We start from the raw sequence: 16,658 nt of genomic DNA on the forward strand, positions 1-16,658 counted from the left end.
ATGCAAGGTCGCTTCGCCCGCCTATTTGATCAGATCGATTAGCCCTTCATCCGCTATATGGCAAGAGCCTGTCAAAGGCCCGACTGCAACCGGACGGAAACGCAACCCGCCGCTTCGGGACCGTTCCTGAGGCCGGTTACCCTGCATGGTCGGTGGTCCGACACTATATCGATCCTTCTCTCTGGGAGACAAACGGTGTTGGAGGTGCGGGTCCTAGGGCCGTTGGAGGTCCGAGTCAACGGTGTGGCATTGCCGTTGGGCACGCGGAAGCAGCAGACGGTTCTGGCGATGTTGGCGGTCCAATCCGGGCGGGTGGTGGGTCTCGATGAGCTGATCGACGAGCTGTGGCCGGCCGATCCGCCAGCGTCCGCCGTACCCAACGCGCGCACGTACGCGGCCAACCTCCGCCGCCTCTTCGACGCCGCCGAGCCGACCCGCGGCCTGATCAGCCGGCAGGGCGACGGCTACCTGTTGCAGGCGGATCGGTCCGACATCGACCTGCCCGCCTTCCTCGACGACTGCCAGGGCGCCCGCGAGCTGCGCGCCAGCGGCGAACCGGCCAAGGCGGCCACCCTGCTCGCCGGCGCGCTCGCCCGGTGGCGCGGTCCGATGCTCGCCGGAGTGACGCAGGGCCCGGTGCTCGCCGGCCGCGCGGCGGCGCTGGAGGAGGAGCGGCTGGTCGCCACCGAGGACCTCGCCGAGCTCTACCTGGAGCTGGGCCAGCCGGCCGAAGCGGCCCGGCTCATGCGCGACCACACCCACGCGCACCCGCTGCGCGAGCGGGCGTACGGGCTGCTCATGCGCGCCCGGGTGGCGATGGACGACGTTGCCGGCGCGCTGAGCGCCTACGCCGCGGCCCGCCGGACGCTCGGCGAGGAACTCGGCATCGAGCCCGGCCCGGAGCTGCGCCGGCTGCACCGGGCCGCGCTGAAGCCCGCCGCCGAGCCGGCCCCGGCCGTCCCCGCCGAGGCACCGCCGCCGGTGCCGCGCTGGTTGCCCCGCCGGGTCGCCGACTTCACCGGCCGGGCGGACCTGGTGGCCCGCCTGCTGCGCGCCGGGCGGGAGGCGGGTGCCGACCCGGTCATCAAAGTGATCGACGGGATGGCCGGCAGCGGAAAGACGACGCTGGCCGTACACGTCGCGCACCAGCTCGCCGAGCACTACCCGGACGCGCAGCTCTTCATCGACCTGCAGGGCCACGGCGAGAGCAGCCCGGTCGAGCCCGCCGCGGCGCTGGGCACCCTGCTCCGGCAGCTCGGCGTGCCGGCCGAGCGGATTCCGGCCGACGTCTACGACCGGGTCGCGCTCTGGCGCAACGAGCTGGCCCGGCGCCGCGCGGTCGTCGTACTCGACAACGCGGCCAGCACCGACCAGGTCACCCCGCTGCTGCCCACGGCGCCGGCGGCGGTGGTCCTGGTGACCAGCCGGCGACGCCTCGCCGCGATGGAGGGCGGGCATCCGGAGTCGCTTCCGGTGCTCTCGCCGGACGAGGCCATCGACCTGCTGGCCAACGTGGTGGGGCCGGAGCGGGTCCGGGCCGAGCCCGAGGCGGCCGGCCGGGTGGCGGCGCGCTGCGGCTACCTGCCGCTCGCGATCCGGCTGGCCGGCGCGCGGCTCGCCCACCGGACCGGCTGGCGCCTGGCCGACCTCGCCGAGCGGCTCGGGCACCAGGCGTCCGTGCTCGACGAGCTGACCGCGGAGAACCGCTCGATCGCCAGCGCGTTCGGCCTCTCCTACACTCCCCTGCGCGAGCCGACAAAGCGGATGTTTCGGCTCCTCGGCCTCTGGCCGGGCGAGCACTTTCCGGTCGAAGCGGCGGCGGCGCTGAGCGGGCTCCCCCTCCCGGAGGCCGTGCTGGCGATCGACGAGCTGGTCGACCGCCACCTCGTGGAGGAGCCGGACGCGGGCCGCTTTCGCCTGCACGACCTGATGGCCGAGTACGCACACGCGCTGGCGGTGGCCGTCGACCCTCCTGCCGAGCGCGAAGCCGCCATCCGTGGCCTGCTCGACCACTACCTGTACTCCGTCGCGGCGGTGACGGAGCCGATGGAGCCGGCCGCGCTCCGCCGCCACCTCGCGCTGGGCCGGCCCGCGCGCCCGGACCTCATCGAGGGGCAGGGACCGGTGGACAGCGACTGGCTGGAGCGTGAGAACGCTAACGTCCGGGCCCTGGTGCGCCACGCCGCGCAAGCCGGGCACGACGGGTACGCCTGGCGGCTGGCCCGCGCGCCCTGGCGCTTCCACTACCTGCGGGGCTACCTGGACGACATCGTCGAGCTGCACGAGTGCGGTCTGCGCGCTGCCGAGCGGCTCGAAGACGACACCGCCATCGCCTCGATGCACAACTACCTCGCCTCCGGCTACCAGCGGGTCGGCCGTTCCCAGGAGGCGGTGCACCACCTCGAGATCGCCATCAGGCTCCGCGAGCAGGCCGGCGACCTGGGCGGTGCCGGCCAGAGCCGGGTGAACGCGGCGAGCGTCTACTGGCTGCTCGGGCGGTTCGAGGAGGCCGCCTCGATCAACCTCAAGGCGCTGGCCGAGAGCCGGCGGTCCGGCGGGCTCTCCGTCCTGCTCCTCCTGCCCAACCTCGGCATACCGCTGATGTACCTCGGGCGGCTGGACGAGGCGCTCCGGGCGCACCGCTGGCACCTGTTCATGGCCCGGCAGAGCGGCGACTACTACCACCTGGCGCAGGCGCTCGGCCACATCGGCGCGGTACGCGTGCGCATGGGCGAGCCGCGCGCCGCAATCCGGGTCGTCAACGCGTCGGTCGCACTCAAGAAGCGGATCGGCATCCGGCTAGGGGTCGCCGAGTCCCTCAACGACCTGGGCTGCGCGTACCGGCATCTCGGGCACCTGGCCGAGGCGGAGCGGCTGCACCGGCTGGCGCTGGCCGAGTCGGCGGCGGTGGGACACCGGAGCATCGACGTCGTCGCCCTGAACGACCTTGGCGCGACGCTCGCGCTCGCCGGCCGGCCCGACGCGGCGATCCAGACGCACGAGCAGGCGCTGGCGCTGGCCACCCGGATCGCCAACCCGTACGAGCAGGCGCGGGCGCTCGCCGGTATCGCCGCCCAGCGGGTGGAGGACGACCCGGCCGAGGCGCGGCGGCTGTGGGAGCGGGCGCTGGTCCTGTTTCGCCAGATGAACGTGCCGGAGCGGTACGAGGTGGCGGAGCGCCTCGTCGAGCTGCTGCCCTGACCGGCAAGCACGTATCGCCGTTTTATCGATTCCTTGTCGATCTCCTGCGCGCCGCCCCCGTACGGTCCGCTGGTGCCCGTGGCAAAGGCGCACAGCTCGTGCCCGTTTTGGGCACACAGGGAGGCGTAAGAGATGGGGCGGCCAGAGCGCGGGCTCGACACTGTCGACGGGCCCGTGGAGCGTTTCGTCGCCGAGCTTCGTGACCTGCGCAGGAGCGCGGGCAACCCGAGCTACCGCGAGTTGGCCAAGCGGGCACACTACGCACCGACGACGTTCTCCTCGGCGGTGTCCGGCTACCGGCTGCCGACCCTTGAGGTGACGCTCGCGTTCGTCACCGCGTGCGAGGGCGACGTGGGCCGGTGGGAGGAGCGCTGGCGGCAGGCGGACAGCCAGGCGCGGGCCACGTCCACCCGCTCCACCGAGGGGGTGGGCCGCGCGCCGTACCGCGGGCTCGGCCCCTACCAGCCGCACCACGCGGAGTGGTTCTTCGGCCGCGACCGCCTGGTCAACCGCCTGACCGCGATGCTGGCCGTGCGCCGGGTGGTGGTCGTCTCCGGCCCCAGCGGCACCGGCAAGTCGTCGCTGCTGCGGGCGGGTCTGATCCCGCGCCTGGCCGCCGGGCCGGCGCGACCGGCGTGGCTGCCGATCCTCATGACCCCGGGCCGCCGCCCGGCCGCCGAGCTGGCGCGCCGCCTGGCTGAGGTCGCCGCCCGTACCCCGCACGAGGTGGCCCTGGCGGTCGTCGTCGACCAGTTCGACGAGCTCTTCACCCGCGGGGTCGGCGAGGCGGAGCAGGCGGAGTTCCTCGCCAGGCTGCGGGCGCTCGTCCGGGCGCCGGACAGCCGGCACCGGGCGGTCGTGGGGGTGCGCGCCGAGTACAGCGCGCGCACCGCCGACCTGCTCTGCGGCGTGGCGAACGGGGTGGGCCGGCTCGGCGTCGAGGAGATGACCGGGCCGGAGCTGCGGGAGTCCATCGTCCGGGCGGCGCGGCAGGCCGGGCTCGCCGTCGAGCGTTCGCTGGTCGCCCGCATCGCGGCCGGCGCGCCGGGTACCCCACACGCGCTTCCGCGCATCTCGCACGCGCTCCTGGAGGCCTGGCGCCGCCGCCGCGGCGTGATCGTCACGCTCGCCGGGTACGAGGCCGCCGGCGGGATCTCCGGCGCGGTCGAGCAGACGGCCGAGAGCGTGCACGCCGCCCTCAGCGCGTCCGAGCGGCAGGCCCTGCGCTCGACGCTGCAACGGCTGGCGCGGCTGGACAGCGCGGGCAACGTGTCGCTGCTGGAGCGCGTACCGATCGGCGGTCACGCCGCCGCGGTCGGTCGCATGGCCGCCGCCGGCCTGCTCGCGACCACATCGGACACCGTGGAGATCCCGCACGCGGCGCTGGTGACGGCCTGGCCCCGGCTGCGGGCGTGGCTCCGCGACGACCCGTCCAAGCCGCGTATCGCGGACTTGTCGAGTTCGTATCGACCAGCCTCCTAACATCGGCCGCCGCGAGGAGCCGGCCACCGGCGGCCCCCGCCTGAGAAAGGAGCGCCACGGGGGCGCTCCCTTCTCCAGGCCCTGCTTCGAGAGGGCCTGTTTGGAAGCAGGGCCCGGGCCGGCGCATAAGCTCGCCTGGTGACGGACTCCACCCATCTCACCCACGTCGACGCCGCCGGCGCGGCCCGCATGGTGGACGTGTCGGCCAAGACGGTCTCCGTGCGCCGCGCTGTCGCCGCCGGCCGCCTGCACACCACCGCCGAGGTCGTCGACCTGCTCCGCCGCGACGGCCTGCCGAAGGGCGACGCGCTCGCCGTGGCCCGGGTCGCCGGGATCATGGGCGCCAAGCGCACGCCCGACATCGTCCCGCTCTGCCACCCGATCGCGCTGCACGGCGTCACGGTCGACTTCGAGCTGACCGGCGAGACCGTGGAGATCACCGCGAGCGCCAAGACCGCCGACCGCACGGGCGTGGAGATGGAGGCGTTGACCGCCGTGGCCGCCGCCGGGCTCGCCCTGGTCGACATGGTCAAGGCCGTCGACCCGGCCGCCTCCATCGAGGGGGTACGGGTGCTGAGCAAGGAGGGCGGCAAGACCGGCGACTGGATCCGCCCCGGGGACCGGTCGTGATCAGGGCGCGCGTGGTGGTCGCCTCCAACCGGGCGGCCGCCGGCGTGTACGCGGACACGAGCGGCCCCCTGCTCGTCGAGGGCCTGCGCGGGCTCGGCTGCGAGGTGGATGGGCCGGTGGTCGTACCGGATGGCGAACCGGTCGCGGCGGAGCTGCGCCGCGCGGTGGCCGACGGGCTCGACGTCGTACTGACCAGTGGAGGCACCGGCATCACGCCGACCGACCGCACCCCCGACGTGACCCGTGAGCTGCTCGACTACGAGGTGCCGGGCATCGCCGAGGCGATCCGCGCGTACGGGCGGGACAAGGTGCCCACCGCGGCGCTCTCCCGCGGGCTGGCCGGCGTCGCCGGGCGTACCCTCGTGGTCAACCTGCCGGGCTCGAAGGGTGGGGCGCGCGACGGCCTGGCCGTGCTCGGGCCGTTGCTGGCGCACGCCGTCGATCAGCTGCGCGGTGGCGACCACGCCAGCCCGGCGCGGGGATAGGCTCGCCTGGTGAGCACTGAGACAGCGCCGGTCTCGTGGGCCCGGGCGCGGTCGCTGGTCTACTCGGCCGGCCTGGCCGCCGCCCATCCGGCGGAGCGCGTGCCGCTGGCCGAGGCCGACGGGCACACGCTCGCCGAGCCGCTGACCACGCTGACCGACCTGCCCGCGTTTCCGACCTCCAGTGTGGACGGCTGGGCCGTGCGCGGCGCCGGGCCGTGGCGGGTGGTCGGCCGGGTGCTCGCCGGCAGCAGCCCGGCGCCGCTCGACACCGACGGCACCACGGTCGAGATCGCCACCGGCGCGATGCTCCCGGAGGGCACCACGGCCGTGCTCCGCGTCGAAGACTCGACGCAGGCACCCGACGGCAAGGTGACCGGCACACCCCGGGCCCAGCCCGAGTGGCGGATGCCAGGCGACGAGGCGCACCGGGGCGAGGTGCTGCTCCCCGCCGGCGCCGCGGTCAACCCCGGTGTGATCGGCCTCGCCGCCTCCTGCGGATACGACACGCTTCCGGTGCGCCGGCCACCCCGCGCCGCCCTGCTGGTCTTCGGCGACGAGCTGCTCACCACCGGCCTGCCGGGCGCCGGCCGGGTGCGTGATGCGCTCGGCGCGCCGGTGCCGGCCTGGCTCCGGCGGTACGGTGCGGAGCCGGGCCTCTTCGTCGGTCCGGTCGAAGACACGCTCGCCGCCCACGTGGCCGCGATCCGCAAGGCGCTCGACGGCGCCGAGCTGGTCTGCACGACCGGCGGCACGATGCGCGGCCCGGTCGACCACCTCCACCCGGCCCTGCGCGAGCTCGGCGGGGAGTACGTGGTGAACACCGTGGCGGTGCGCCCGGGCTTCCCGATGCTGCTGGCCCGCGTCCCCGGGGCGGACGGGCGGTCACGCTTCCTCGCCGGCCTCCCCGGCAACCCCCAGTCCGCGATCGTCGCGCTGGTCTCGCTCGTCGCGCCGCTGATCGCCGGGCTGCAGGGGCGGCCCGAGCCGGCGCTGCCCACGATCACGCTGGCCGAGGCGGTGCCCGGCCGGGGCGACTACACCCACCTGGCGCTCGTCCGGGTCGACCCGGTCGACCACGTCGCGCACCCGGTCCGGCACGTCGGGTCGGCGATGCTGCGCGGCCTGGCGCAGGCCGACGGGTTCGCGGTGATCGAGCCGGGTACGACCGGCGAGCCCGGGGCGGTCGTCCCGTTTGCGCCACTCCCCCTCTTCCTGGGAGAGCGGCCGTGACCGAGCGCAGCGAGGAAACCATGAGCGGCGCGCTCGTCCTGCTCGCGGTCACCGACCAGCCGCTCGACCTGGCCGCGCACGAGGCCGCGGTCGCCGAGCGGCGGGCCGGCGCTGTGGTGTCGTTTCAGGGCGTGGTGCGCGACCACGACGGCGGCCGCGGCGTGACCAAGCTCGAGTACGAAGGGCACCCCACCGCCGAGGCCGTGCTGCGCGAGGTGGCCACCGAGATCGCCGGCGACCCCGAGGTGTACGCGGTGGCGGTCTCGCACCGCATCGGTCCCCTTGAGATCGGCGACGCCGCGCTGGTGGCCGCCGTGAGCACCGCGCACCGGGCCGCGGCGTTCGCCGCCTGCGCCCGCCTCGTCGACGAGGTAAAGGCGCGGCTGCCGATCTGGAAGCACCAGATCTTCACCGACGGCACCGACGAGTGGGTCAACTGCCCCTGAGCGCGTCGTCCGCCTGGCGCGGCTCCTCGGGCCCGCGGGCCGCGCGCCGGGGCGCCTCCTGCGGGCGGCGGGGGCGCAGCACCGTGTTACCCACCGCGTACGCCGGGCCGTAGAACACCGGCTCGGCACCGGGGCGCCAGGGCAGCGCCGCCACCAGCACGATGATCGCCAGCGCCAGGGAGTTTTCCATCAGCGCGCCCCACAGGCCGTCCGCGTAGTGCGAGACCTGGGGCAGGCGGTGCTCATACGGCCAGATGGGTGAGCGCACGAAGAGCAGGAAGAGCGCCACGGCCGCGAGCGCGTGCCGCATGCCGGTGAGCGCCGGGAACCAGACCGGCGTACGCAGTCCGGTGAGCGCGGCGAAGCTGGAAGTGACCGGCCCGGGGCGCCGGATCGGCCCCCGGCTGGCGTCGCGCCGGCGCAGCGTGGCGTCGAACAGGATGACCATCGCCGGGATCACGTAGAGCAGGTGGTGCGACCAGGAGATCGGGCTGATCACATTGGTCGTCAGGCCCACCAGCGTAAACGAGGTCAGCTCGTCACCGTCGGCGTGCGCGTGCGAGGCGCGGGAGAGCCCCACCGCGAGCAGCAGCAGCGAGAACGTGAGCCACAGCAGGGTGGGCGCGGTCACCGAGTCGTACATCCGGGCGAGGACGCCGGCGAGCGACTGGTTGGGCGTCATGTCGGCCTCGCCCACCCGCTCGGTCTGCCACAGCACGCTCGTCCAGTACGTCATCGACTCGCGCCCGGCCACCGCGAAGGTCGCCATCGTCACGCCGACCGCCGTGCCGATCGCGGTGAAGGCGACCCGCCACTGGCGCGTGATCATCAGGTAGACGATGAACAGCGCGGGCGTCAGCTTGATCGAGGTAGCCAGGCCGATGCCGGCACCGGCCCAGGCGCCGCTGGCGAAGAAGCGGGTGAGCTGGCCGCGTCCACTGAGGAGCGGGTTGCCCCGGCCTCGGGACCGCCAGCGCAACGCCACCAGGTCGGCGAAGATCAGCGCGAACAGCAGCAGGTTGACCTGGCCGTACCCGAGGGTTTCGCGGACCGGCTCGGTCGCGGTGAACAGCGCGGTCGCCACCCCCACCACGAACCACAGCGACCAGCCGTAGCGGCGGGTGATCGGTGCTAGCAGCGCGGCCAGCACCACGGCGAGCGCGGCGAGGCTGGCGACGATGTTGACGATGCCGGCCGCCTTGACCGAGAGGGGCGCCATCGGCAGCATCGCGATGCCGGCGAAAGGTGGGTAGGTGTAGCCGAGCGTCGTGTCTGGATGGATGTAGGCGTAGAGATCGTTACCGCCCGCCCACCAGACCACCGCGCCGTGGTAGATCTTCATGTCGAAGAAGTCGTACGGCCGCCCATACGCCTCGATGGCGCGCCACGCGGCGTAGAAGGCCCCGGCCACGATGCCGATCCGTACGACCGTCCACAGGTCGATACCACCAAGCACACGGCGGACTGGGGCGAGGCGGCCCATCCGTCTCCCGACGGTCGCCAGCATGGCGTGGCCACCCCCGTACCGATGTCGTACTTCCCACCCAGGTCCGTCTAGAAGCCTAGAACGGCCTGTCACTCCAGTACCTCCTGCGTTACCCGACCGTGTCCGATCCCACACTGGTTCGCGACATTTCCAACGGGTTAACGTACGGCGTGTAGTTCAGGTGATTCGGGTGAGTTATCCCGGCAGGTGCCGGGCCACCGCCGCCGACTTCACCGCGATCCGCGCGTCCCGCCGAGCGCTCCGGACACCACGCTGTATCAAACGTCGCCGATCCCCTACGAAGCGCCCCGTGCGGTACCGCAGGCTCGGCCGCCCCTCGGTGTCGGCCGCCGCCAGGAGCAGGCCGCCGAGCATACCGACGTTCTTCAGGAAATGGAGTCGCTGGGCCCGCCGCTCCGCCGGGTCATCGCGCTCCCAGAACGCGTGACCGGCCAGCGTCGTCGGCACGAGCGTGCCGGCCAGTACCGCCGCCGCGACGCGGCTGCCCCGCCCGCTGGCCAGCAGCAGCCCGGCCAGAACCTGTACGGCACCGTTGATCCGGACCAGCGTGGCGGCGTCGGACGGCAACTGCACCGGCGCCTTTTCCAGCAGCGGTGAAACCCGGTCCGTCATCCGCTTGGCCCTGGGCACGAGCGGGTCCGGGTTGACCACCGCCTGCGCGCCATTGGCTACGAAGACCGCGCTGAGCATGGCGCGAGCTGCGGTACGAACGGGTCTCATGCGCCCTTCATACCCGGTCGCGGTGCTGCTTATCCCACAGTTCGGAGGTATCGGCCGAAGTGCGGAACGGTGAACGCGACCGTCCCTCGCTCACCGGAGTAGATGAGCCCCTTCTTGATGAGCGCGTCGCGGGCCGGCGAGAGGCTGGCCGGCTTGCGCCCGAGCTGCTTGGCGATCTCGGCGGTCGGCACCGCCGCATCCACGTTTTCGATGGGCTCAGCGTCGCTTGGCTCGACCGCCGACAGCGCCGCCATCGCCCGCATGTACTCCCGCTCGGCCGGGGTGGCCCGCTCGTACCGCGACCCGAAGAAGCCCACGGCCAGCTCGGCCTCGGCCTCCGGTGCGGCCACCCGCACGTCCTCGGCCGTGATCGGCGACCGGGGCGCGTGGTCCCAGGTGGCCTTGCCGTACGCCTGCACGAAGTACGGGTAGCCGCCGGACTTCTCGTAGAGCAGGTCGAGCGCCTTCTGCTCGTACTCGACCTCTTCCCGGGACGCCGGCGCGCCGAGGGCCTGGTCGGCGGAGAGCCGGTCGAGCCGGTCGATCCGCTGGTAGCGGAACAGCCGCTCGGAGTACGACTTCGCGGCGGAGAGCACGGCCGGCAGGTGCGGCAGCCCGGCACCGACCACGATCAGCGGCGCGCCGAGCTGGGAGAGCTCGTGGCAGGCGGCGCAGAGTGCGGAGATGTCCTCCGGCCCGAGGTCCTGCATCTCGTCGATGAAGAGCGCGATGCCGGTGCCCACGTCGGTCGCCACGCTGGCCGCGTCGGTGAAGAGCTCGACCAGGTCGATCTCGATGTCGCCGGAGTCGGCCCGCCCGGCGCGGGCCGGGCCGTCGATCCCCGGCTGCCACCGGTCGCGGAGCTTGGCGTTGGCCGCGTTGGCACGCAGTGCGAACGCCTTGAGTACGCCGAGGAAGTCATCGATCCGGTCGGGCGCCCGGTGGTGCGGGGCCAGCTCGCGGACCGCCATGTGCAGGGCCGCGCTGACCGGCCGGCGCAGCGACTGGTCCGGCCGGGCCTCGATCTTGCCGGTGCCCCACAGCCGGCCGATGGCCTGCGAGCGGAGCGTGTTGAGCAGCACGGTCTTGCCGACGCCGCGCAGCCCGGTGAGCATCAGGCTGCGCTCGGGGCGGCCGCGGGCCACCCGCTCGAGCACGACGTCGAAGACCTCCAGCTCGCGATCGCGGCCGGCGAGCTCGGGCGGGCGCTGCCCGGCGCCCGGCGCGTAGGGGTTGCGGACCGGATCCACGTATCGCACCGTATCGGCCCGTCTATGGCAAAACCTAGAATGCCGTATAGGCGTGTCGAGGATTTGTCGATATGAAAATAGCGCCGTCTAGCGATCATGCTAGACGGCGCTACAGACGGCTAGAGTCCGATACAGGCCCTAGCGCTGCTTGAGGCAGAGCACGAAGTCGAGCGGGTTGAGCTCGCTGTCGAAGAAGTAGTGGAACTGGTAGCCCTGCACGTCCTTGCACTTCGTCTCGAAGTCGATCGTGCCGTCGAAGCGGGCCAGCACCTCGAACGTCTTCGCGCCGCACTCCACGATCTTGAGCTCGGGCTTGTCGTTGGAGCCCTCGTTCACCACGCACTGGCCGGCCTTGACAAAGCGGGCGTCGGTGGAGTTTTCCGGCGCGGTGCTCGCGTCCTGCGAGGGGTCCGCCCCGCCGCTCGGCTCGGTGGCCTCCTGGGAGGCGGTCGGCGGCGCGGTGACCGGGTCCTCGCCGGAGCCCCCCAGCTTGACCATGGCCGCCACACCCCCGGCGACCACGAGCAGTGCCAGCGCCACGATCACGACGATCAGCGTCCGGCTGCCACCCTTGCGCGGCGGCGGTGCCACGGGCTGGCCCCACACCGGCTCGGTCGACGGCATCGACGAGTAGCCGGGCTGCTCGTACTGGCGGGTGGCGCCGTAGCCCGGACCCTGCTCGTACCCCTGGTCGTAGCCACCGCCGCCCTGCTGGTAACCGCCCTGGTCATAGCCGCCCTGGTCGTAACCGGGGTAGCCGCCCGGGGACGTGGGACCGGCCGGTGGCGTCGATGCGGGCGTACCACCCCACGGGTCCGGCTGCCCACCCCACGGGTCGGACGGCTGCCCGTACGGCTCCTGCGGCTGCCTCCCCCAAGGCTCCTGCGGCGGGCCAGGATATGACCCGTAGTTAGACATGTGACAGCCCCTCCCGACACTGCGATGCTCCCGGTCACCGTAGCGTGGCGACCCCCTCGCCATACCTCCCGGAAGCGCGCCAATCTCCGCGGTCAGCCTCTCAGAGCAGGCGCAGCTGGCGGTCCTTGGGGCGGCGCGGGCCGGCGTCGCCGAGGCGCTCGAAAAGCCCGCCGTCGATGGCGGCCAGGAACGGCGTCGGCCGGGTCTCACGCTCGGTGCCGAAGCGGGTACGGCGGGCGGCGTGGCTGATGTACAGCCGGTCCTGCGCCCGGGTGACGCCGACGAAGAAGAGGCGCCGCTCCTCGGCCAGCTCCTCCTCGGCCGGTGGCCGGCCGGGCAGCCGCAGCGGCAGCAGCCCGTCTTCGCAGCCGACCAGGAAGACGACCGGAAACTCCAGGCCCTTCGCGGCGTGCAGGGTCAGCAGCGTGACCGCCTCCGCGCGCGGGTCGAGCGCGTCCACCTCCGCGCCGGTGGCCAGCTGCGACAGGAAGAGCTCCAGGTCGTCGCCGCACCGCTGGGCGAGCGGGGTGAGCACCTCGACCGCCGCCCAGATGTCCTCGGGACTGTGGCCGGCGGGCCCGTCCAGCGTCGGCGCGGTGAAGCGCTGGGCCAGCACCTGGCCGGCCAGCCGCACCCGGGCCGCGATCGAGCCGCCCAGCCCGCCGGCGTGGCGCAGCTCGCGGGCGATCGCGCCGACACCGGACCGGTCGCGCAGCCGGTTGTGCGAGCGCTTCTGCACCGGGATGCCGGCACGGGAGAGCGCCTCGATGATCGGGGCGGCCTGGGCGTCGGTGCGGTAGAGCACCGCGACGTCGGAGAAGCCGATCGTTGAGGCGCGCCCGTCGATCCGGCCGGAGTCGAGCGAGCGGTGCGAGACGCCGCCGACCAGCTCGTCGACCGTACGGCGGACGAAGTCGGCCTCGTCGGCGGCCGAGCCCGCGGGGTACAGGCCGACGAGCGGTGCCTCCGGGTCGAGCCGGGCCGGGTCGAGCCGCCTACCCCGGACCAGCGTGGACGGTGCGATCGCCTGTACCGCGGCCGCGACAATCGGCGCGGCCGAGCGGTAGTTGCGGGTCAGCCGTACCAGCCGGGCGTCGGTGAAGTCCTGGGAGAAGCGCAGGAAGTAGGTGACGTCGGCGCCGCGGAACGAGTAGATCGCCTGGTCCGGGTCGCCGATCGCGCACAGGTTGCCGTCGGCCGGGCTGAGCAGCCGGAGCAGCTCGTACTGGGTGGCGTCGACGTCCTGGTACTCGTCGACGAAGATCCACCGCCACCGCGCCCGGTAGCTCTCGACCAGCTCGGGATCCTCGCGCAGCAGCGCCACGGGCAGCTCGACCAGCTCGTCGAGGTCGACCAGGTTGTGCTGCCGGAGCACCTTGACGTACGCGTCCTGGTCGTCGCCCGCCTCGGCCCGCGCCTCCGCCCGCTGGGTGTCGTCGGCCACCCCGAAGCCGTCTGCGAGCCCGGCCGCCGCCGCGTGCTCGCGCAGGATCGCGAGGCCGAGCGAGTGGAAGGTGGCCACCGTGACGTCTTCGGCGACCGGGCCGAGCAGGCCGTCGAGCCGATCGCGCAGCTCCTCGGCCGCCCGCCGGGTGAATGTGATCGCCAGGCAGTGCTCGGGGTAGACGTTCAGCTCCGCGCAGAGGTACGCGATGCGGTGCGTGAGCGTACGGGTCTTGCCCGTACCCGGTCCGGCCACGATCAGCAGCGGCCCGCCCGGCGCGGACGCGGCCACCCGCTGCAGCGCGTCGAGCCGGTCGAGCAGCCCGGTGCCGACCTCCTCCATGCCGGAGAGCATCGGCTCGAACGGCTCGTGCGGCGAGGGCGGCGGCGGGATCGGCGGGGCGGCCTTCGGCGGGCGCGGGGCCTTCGCCGCCTCCACCTTGCGCCGGGGCGCGGGCTCGGCCGGGCGCCGCTGGGCCGGTACGGGCATGTCGAAGAGCGTGTCCGCCTGGTGGTGCCGGCCGGCCCTGGGCAGCTCGTCCGGCTGGAAGACGGTGATCACGCCGTACTCGCCGTCGTACCCGGGGATGCGCCGCACCTGCCCGCGGCGAAGGCGCCCGACGGCCTCGGCGAGCAGCTCGCCGCCGGCCTGGCCGATGTCGCCCAGCGGCGTCTGGGTGAGGATCCGCAGCTCCGGGCCGAGCGCCGCGACCAGCGTGTTGACCTGCCCGTCGACGGTCTTGGAGCGCGGGCCGACCCCGTGGATCTCGCCGACGATCTGCGGCAGCGAGAGCAGGTGGGTGACCTGTTTGGCGCCGGGGCGCGCCTCCGTGCGGTCGGCCAGGTCTTCGACTCGGCTCAGCACGCCCACGGTCAGCGGCTTGCCGCACTCGGGGCAGAGGCCGCCGGCCGCCCGGGTCTGGTCGGGCTGCCAGTTGACGCCGCAGGCGCGGTGGCCGTCGGCGTGGTACTTGCCCTCCTCCGGGAAGAACTCGATCGTGCCGTGCAGCCCGTCGCCGGTGCGCAGCGCCTCCCGGATCCCGAAGTAGTCGCGCCGCGCGGTCAACACCGTCGCCTCGCGGGCCAGCGCCGGCGGCGAGTGGGCGTCCGAGTTGGAGACCAGCTGGTAGCGGTCGAGGCTGGACACCCGCCAGTTCATCTCGGGGTCGGAGGAGAGCCCGGTCTCGACGGCGAAGATGTGGTCGGCCAGGTCGGCGTAGCAGTCGGCGATCGCGTCGAAGCCCGACTTCGAGCCGAGCGCGGAGAACCACGGCGTCCAGATGTGTGCCGGCACCAGGTACCCGTCTGGGCTCGCCTCCAGCGTGATCTCCAGCAGGTCACGCGAGTCGAGGCCGAGGATCGGCCGGCCGTCGGCGCCGAGGTTGCCGATCCGCCCGAGCGCGGTGTTGAAGCGCGTCACCGCGTCGAGGTCGGGCAGGTAGATCAGGTGGTGCACCTTGCGGGTACGGTCGTCGCGCTTGTAGATCGTGGAGATCTCCACGCTCAGCATGAACCGCACCGGGTCGGCCTCGGCCGCGCTGGCCAGCCGGGGCGGCAGCCGGCGGGCGATGTCACGCTCCGTCTCGGGGCTGAGCCGGTAGAGGCCCGGCTCGGCCGGGTGCAGCGTCTCGCGTAGGTGGTCGTGCCAGGCCGGGTGCGTGAAGTCGCCGGTGCCGAGCACGCTCACGCCCTTGCGCCGGGCCCACCAGGCGAGGTTGGGGAGGTTCAGGTCACGACTGCAGGCGCGGGAGTACTTGGAGTGGATGTGCAGGTCAACGACGTAAGGTTCGCTGCCGGTCGAGCTGTCCTGAGGTGCAACGCTGAACGGAGGCACGCCGCATAGTGCCATGCCCGCGTCGTCTGGCGCGCGTTGCCACGCGCGCGTGACGCCCACTACTGGCTGTTCAGCTCGACGAGGGTGACCTGTGGGGGTGCACCGACGCGTACGGGTGGACCCCAGAATCCGGCACCGTTCGTGACGTACACCTTGGTGCCGTCGACCGTGCCGAGGCCGGAGACGACCGGCTGCTCGAGGCGGACCATGAGGCTCCACGGCACCATCTGGCCGCCGTGGGTGTGGCCGGAGAGCTGGAGGTCCACGCCGTACTTCGCGGCCTCGCGCGCCTGCACGGGCTGGTGCGCCAGCAGCACGACCGGCCGGCTCGGGTCGCGCCCGTCGAACGTCTTCGCGAAGTCCGGACCATCCTGGTGCGCCTCTCCGGCCAAGTCGTTGACGCCGGCGAGGTCGAGCCCCTCGATCTCCAGCCGCTCGTTGCGCAGCGGGCGCAGGCCCAGGCGGGCCACCTCGTCCACCCACTGCTGGTACCCGGAGAAGTACTCGTGGTTACCGGTGACGAAGTACGCGCCGCGGCGCGAGCGGAGCCGCTCCAATGGTGCGGCGGCCACGCCGAGCTCCTCCACGCTGCCGTCGACCAGGTCGCCGACGACCGCCACGACGTCCGCGTCCATGTCGTTGATCATCTGGACGATCCGCTCGGTGTGGGCGCGGCCACGCAGCGGGCCGAGGTGAATGTCGGAGACCAGCGCGATGCGCAGGCCGTCCATCGTGCGCGGCAGCCGGGCGAGCGGGATCGTGACCCGGTCGAGCTGGGGCGGGCCGAGGGCGGTGCGGATGCCGTACCCGGAGATGCCCGCGGCGGTGAGCCCGGCGAAGATGGCCGCCCCGCGGGCGAGGAGCAACCGCCGATCGGGCTGGTGATCGAGTGTCGGCGGCTCGACCGGCGGACCGCCGGCGCCGACGAGGACCGGGACCGGCGCGGACGCCCGCTTGCGGCGGAGCGCCAGCTTGGCGACCAGCATCGGGACCTCAAGGACGACCAGCACGATGATCAGGTAGAACATGACGGCCAGCCAGAGGTAGCCGGGCCAGGCCAGCCACCACTGCCCCACGCGGGTGCCGATCAGGGTGGCCGGCACCAGCACGCCCAGTACGAGCGCGGCTATCGTGCCGGCCCGGCGCCAGGGGCCCGGTCGGGTGGTGTCGCGGACCAGCCGCTTCCACAGGTAGAGGTGGATCAGCCCGACCACGGCGAAGGCGAACACCACGAACACGATCACGCCCACGCTTGGCTCAACCTCCGGCGAACGGTGGAAGGACGTCGACGGTCACCCCGCCGGGCAGGGCCGCCCGGCGGTCGTGGCAGGCCACGCCGTCGACCAGGAAGCTGGCCGCCTTGAGCACCGCGCCGAGCCGCTCGCCGTGGCGGGTGGAGAGCTCGGCCGCCAGGTCGTCGAGGCAGAGGCCGGCCGGTGCCGGCTCCTCGTGCACCCCGGCGGCGGCCCGCGCGCCGGCGAAGTAGCGCACGGTGATCGAGTCCGAGGCCAC

13 protein-coding genes are annotated in these 16,658 nt (G+C 73.3%); 6 read left to right on the forward strand and 7 right to left on the reverse strand.

Translation table 11 applies throughout. From position 1 onward, the window contains the following. Nucleotides 1–288: 288 nt before the first annotated feature. From RB614_RS21380 to RB614_RS21405, 6 genes are all read left to right on the forward strand, one after another. Entirely contained in the window at nucleotides 289–3,201 is a 2,913-nt protein-coding gene (locus RB614_RS21380) for an AfsR/SARP family transcriptional regulator (RefSeq protein ID WP_346434204.1), read from the forward strand. A gap of 132 nt (nucleotides 3,202–3,333) precedes the next feature. Further along, nucleotides 3,334–4,683 carry an ATP-binding protein gene (locus tag RB614_RS21385; RefSeq protein WP_308714339.1) on the forward strand — a complete coding sequence of 450 codons (1,350 nt, stop codon included), beginning with the start codon at nucleotides 3,334–3,336 and terminating at the stop codon, nucleotides 4,681–4,683. A gap of 138 nt (nucleotides 4,684–4,821) precedes the next feature. After that, on the forward strand, nucleotides 4,822–5,313 hold the full coding sequence (moaC, locus tag RB614_RS21390) for a cyclic pyranopterin monophosphate synthase MoaC (RefSeq protein ID WP_308714340.1): 492 nt from the start codon (nucleotides 4,822–4,824) through the stop codon (nucleotides 5,311–5,313). Next, on the forward strand, nucleotides 5,310–5,798 hold the full coding sequence (locus tag RB614_RS21395; protein ID WP_308714341.1) for a MogA/MoaB family molybdenum cofactor biosynthesis protein: 489 nt from the start codon (nucleotides 5,310–5,312) through the stop codon (nucleotides 5,796–5,798). The genes moaC and RB614_RS21395 overlap by 4 nt, the downstream gene beginning before the upstream one ends. A gap of 9 nt (nucleotides 5,799–5,807) precedes the next feature. Further along, on the forward strand, nucleotides 5,808–7,028 hold the full coding sequence (locus tag RB614_RS21400) for a molybdopterin molybdotransferase MoeA (RefSeq protein WP_308714342.1): 1,221 nt from the start codon (nucleotides 5,808–5,810) through the stop codon (nucleotides 7,026–7,028). 20 nt (nucleotides 7,029–7,048) lie between these two features. Continuing rightward, entirely contained in the window at nucleotides 7,049–7,474 is a 426-nt protein-coding gene (locus tag RB614_RS21405) for a molybdenum cofactor biosynthesis protein MoaE (protein WP_308714386.1), read from the forward strand. Here the strand turns inward: RB614_RS21405 and RB614_RS21410 are convergent. The 7 genes from RB614_RS21410 to RB614_RS21440 form a co-directional block, all read right to left on the reverse strand. Further along, nucleotides 7,461–8,981 (reverse strand): glycosyltransferase 87 family protein, encoded by a 1,521-nt coding sequence (locus RB614_RS21410; RefSeq protein WP_308714343.1) that lies wholly within the window; start codon nucleotides 8,979–8,981, stop codon nucleotides 7,461–7,463. The two genes, RB614_RS21405 and RB614_RS21410, sit on opposite strands and share 14 nt — an antisense overlap. A 174-nt stretch (nucleotides 8,982–9,155) precedes the next feature. Beyond that, nucleotides 9,156–9,701: a DoxX family protein gene (locus tag RB614_RS21415; protein WP_308714344.1), complete on the reverse strand. Its 546-nt coding sequence runs from the start codon at nucleotides 9,699–9,701 to the stop codon at nucleotides 9,156–9,158. A 29-nt stretch (nucleotides 9,702–9,730) separates the two neighbouring features. Then, complete coding sequence (locus tag RB614_RS21420) at nucleotides 9,731–10,951, reverse strand: ATP-binding protein (protein ID WP_308714345.1); 1,221 nt, start codon at nucleotides 10,949–10,951, stop codon at nucleotides 9,731–9,733. A 138-nt stretch (nucleotides 10,952–11,089) separates the two neighbouring features. Continuing rightward, nucleotides 11,090–11,869, reverse strand: a complete 780-nt coding sequence (locus RB614_RS21425; RefSeq protein ID WP_308714346.1) for an LppU/SCO3897 family protein — start codon at nucleotides 11,867–11,869, stop codon at nucleotides 11,090–11,092. Between the two features lie 100 nt (nucleotides 11,870–11,969). Then, the gene (locus RB614_RS21430) at nucleotides 11,970–15,146 is read right to left on the reverse strand and encodes a UvrD-helicase domain-containing protein (RefSeq protein ID WP_428983078.1); all 3,177 of its coding nucleotides are present in this window, start codon (nucleotides 15,144–15,146) and stop codon (nucleotides 11,970–11,972) included. Nucleotides 15,147–15,205: 59 nt separating this feature from the next. Continuing rightward, nucleotides 15,206–16,396, reverse strand: a complete 1,191-nt coding sequence (locus RB614_RS21435; protein ID WP_308714348.1) for a metallophosphoesterase — start codon at nucleotides 16,394–16,396, stop codon at nucleotides 15,206–15,208. 7 nt (nucleotides 16,397–16,403) lie between these two features. Beyond that, entirely contained in the window at nucleotides 16,404–16,658 is a 255-nt protein-coding gene (locus RB614_RS21440) for a MoaD/ThiS family protein (protein WP_308714349.1), read from the reverse strand.

Source organism: Phytohabitans maris (genome assembly GCF_031085175.1).
GTDB lineage: Bacteria > Actinomycetota > Actinomycetes > Mycobacteriales > Micromonosporaceae > Phytohabitans > Phytohabitans maris.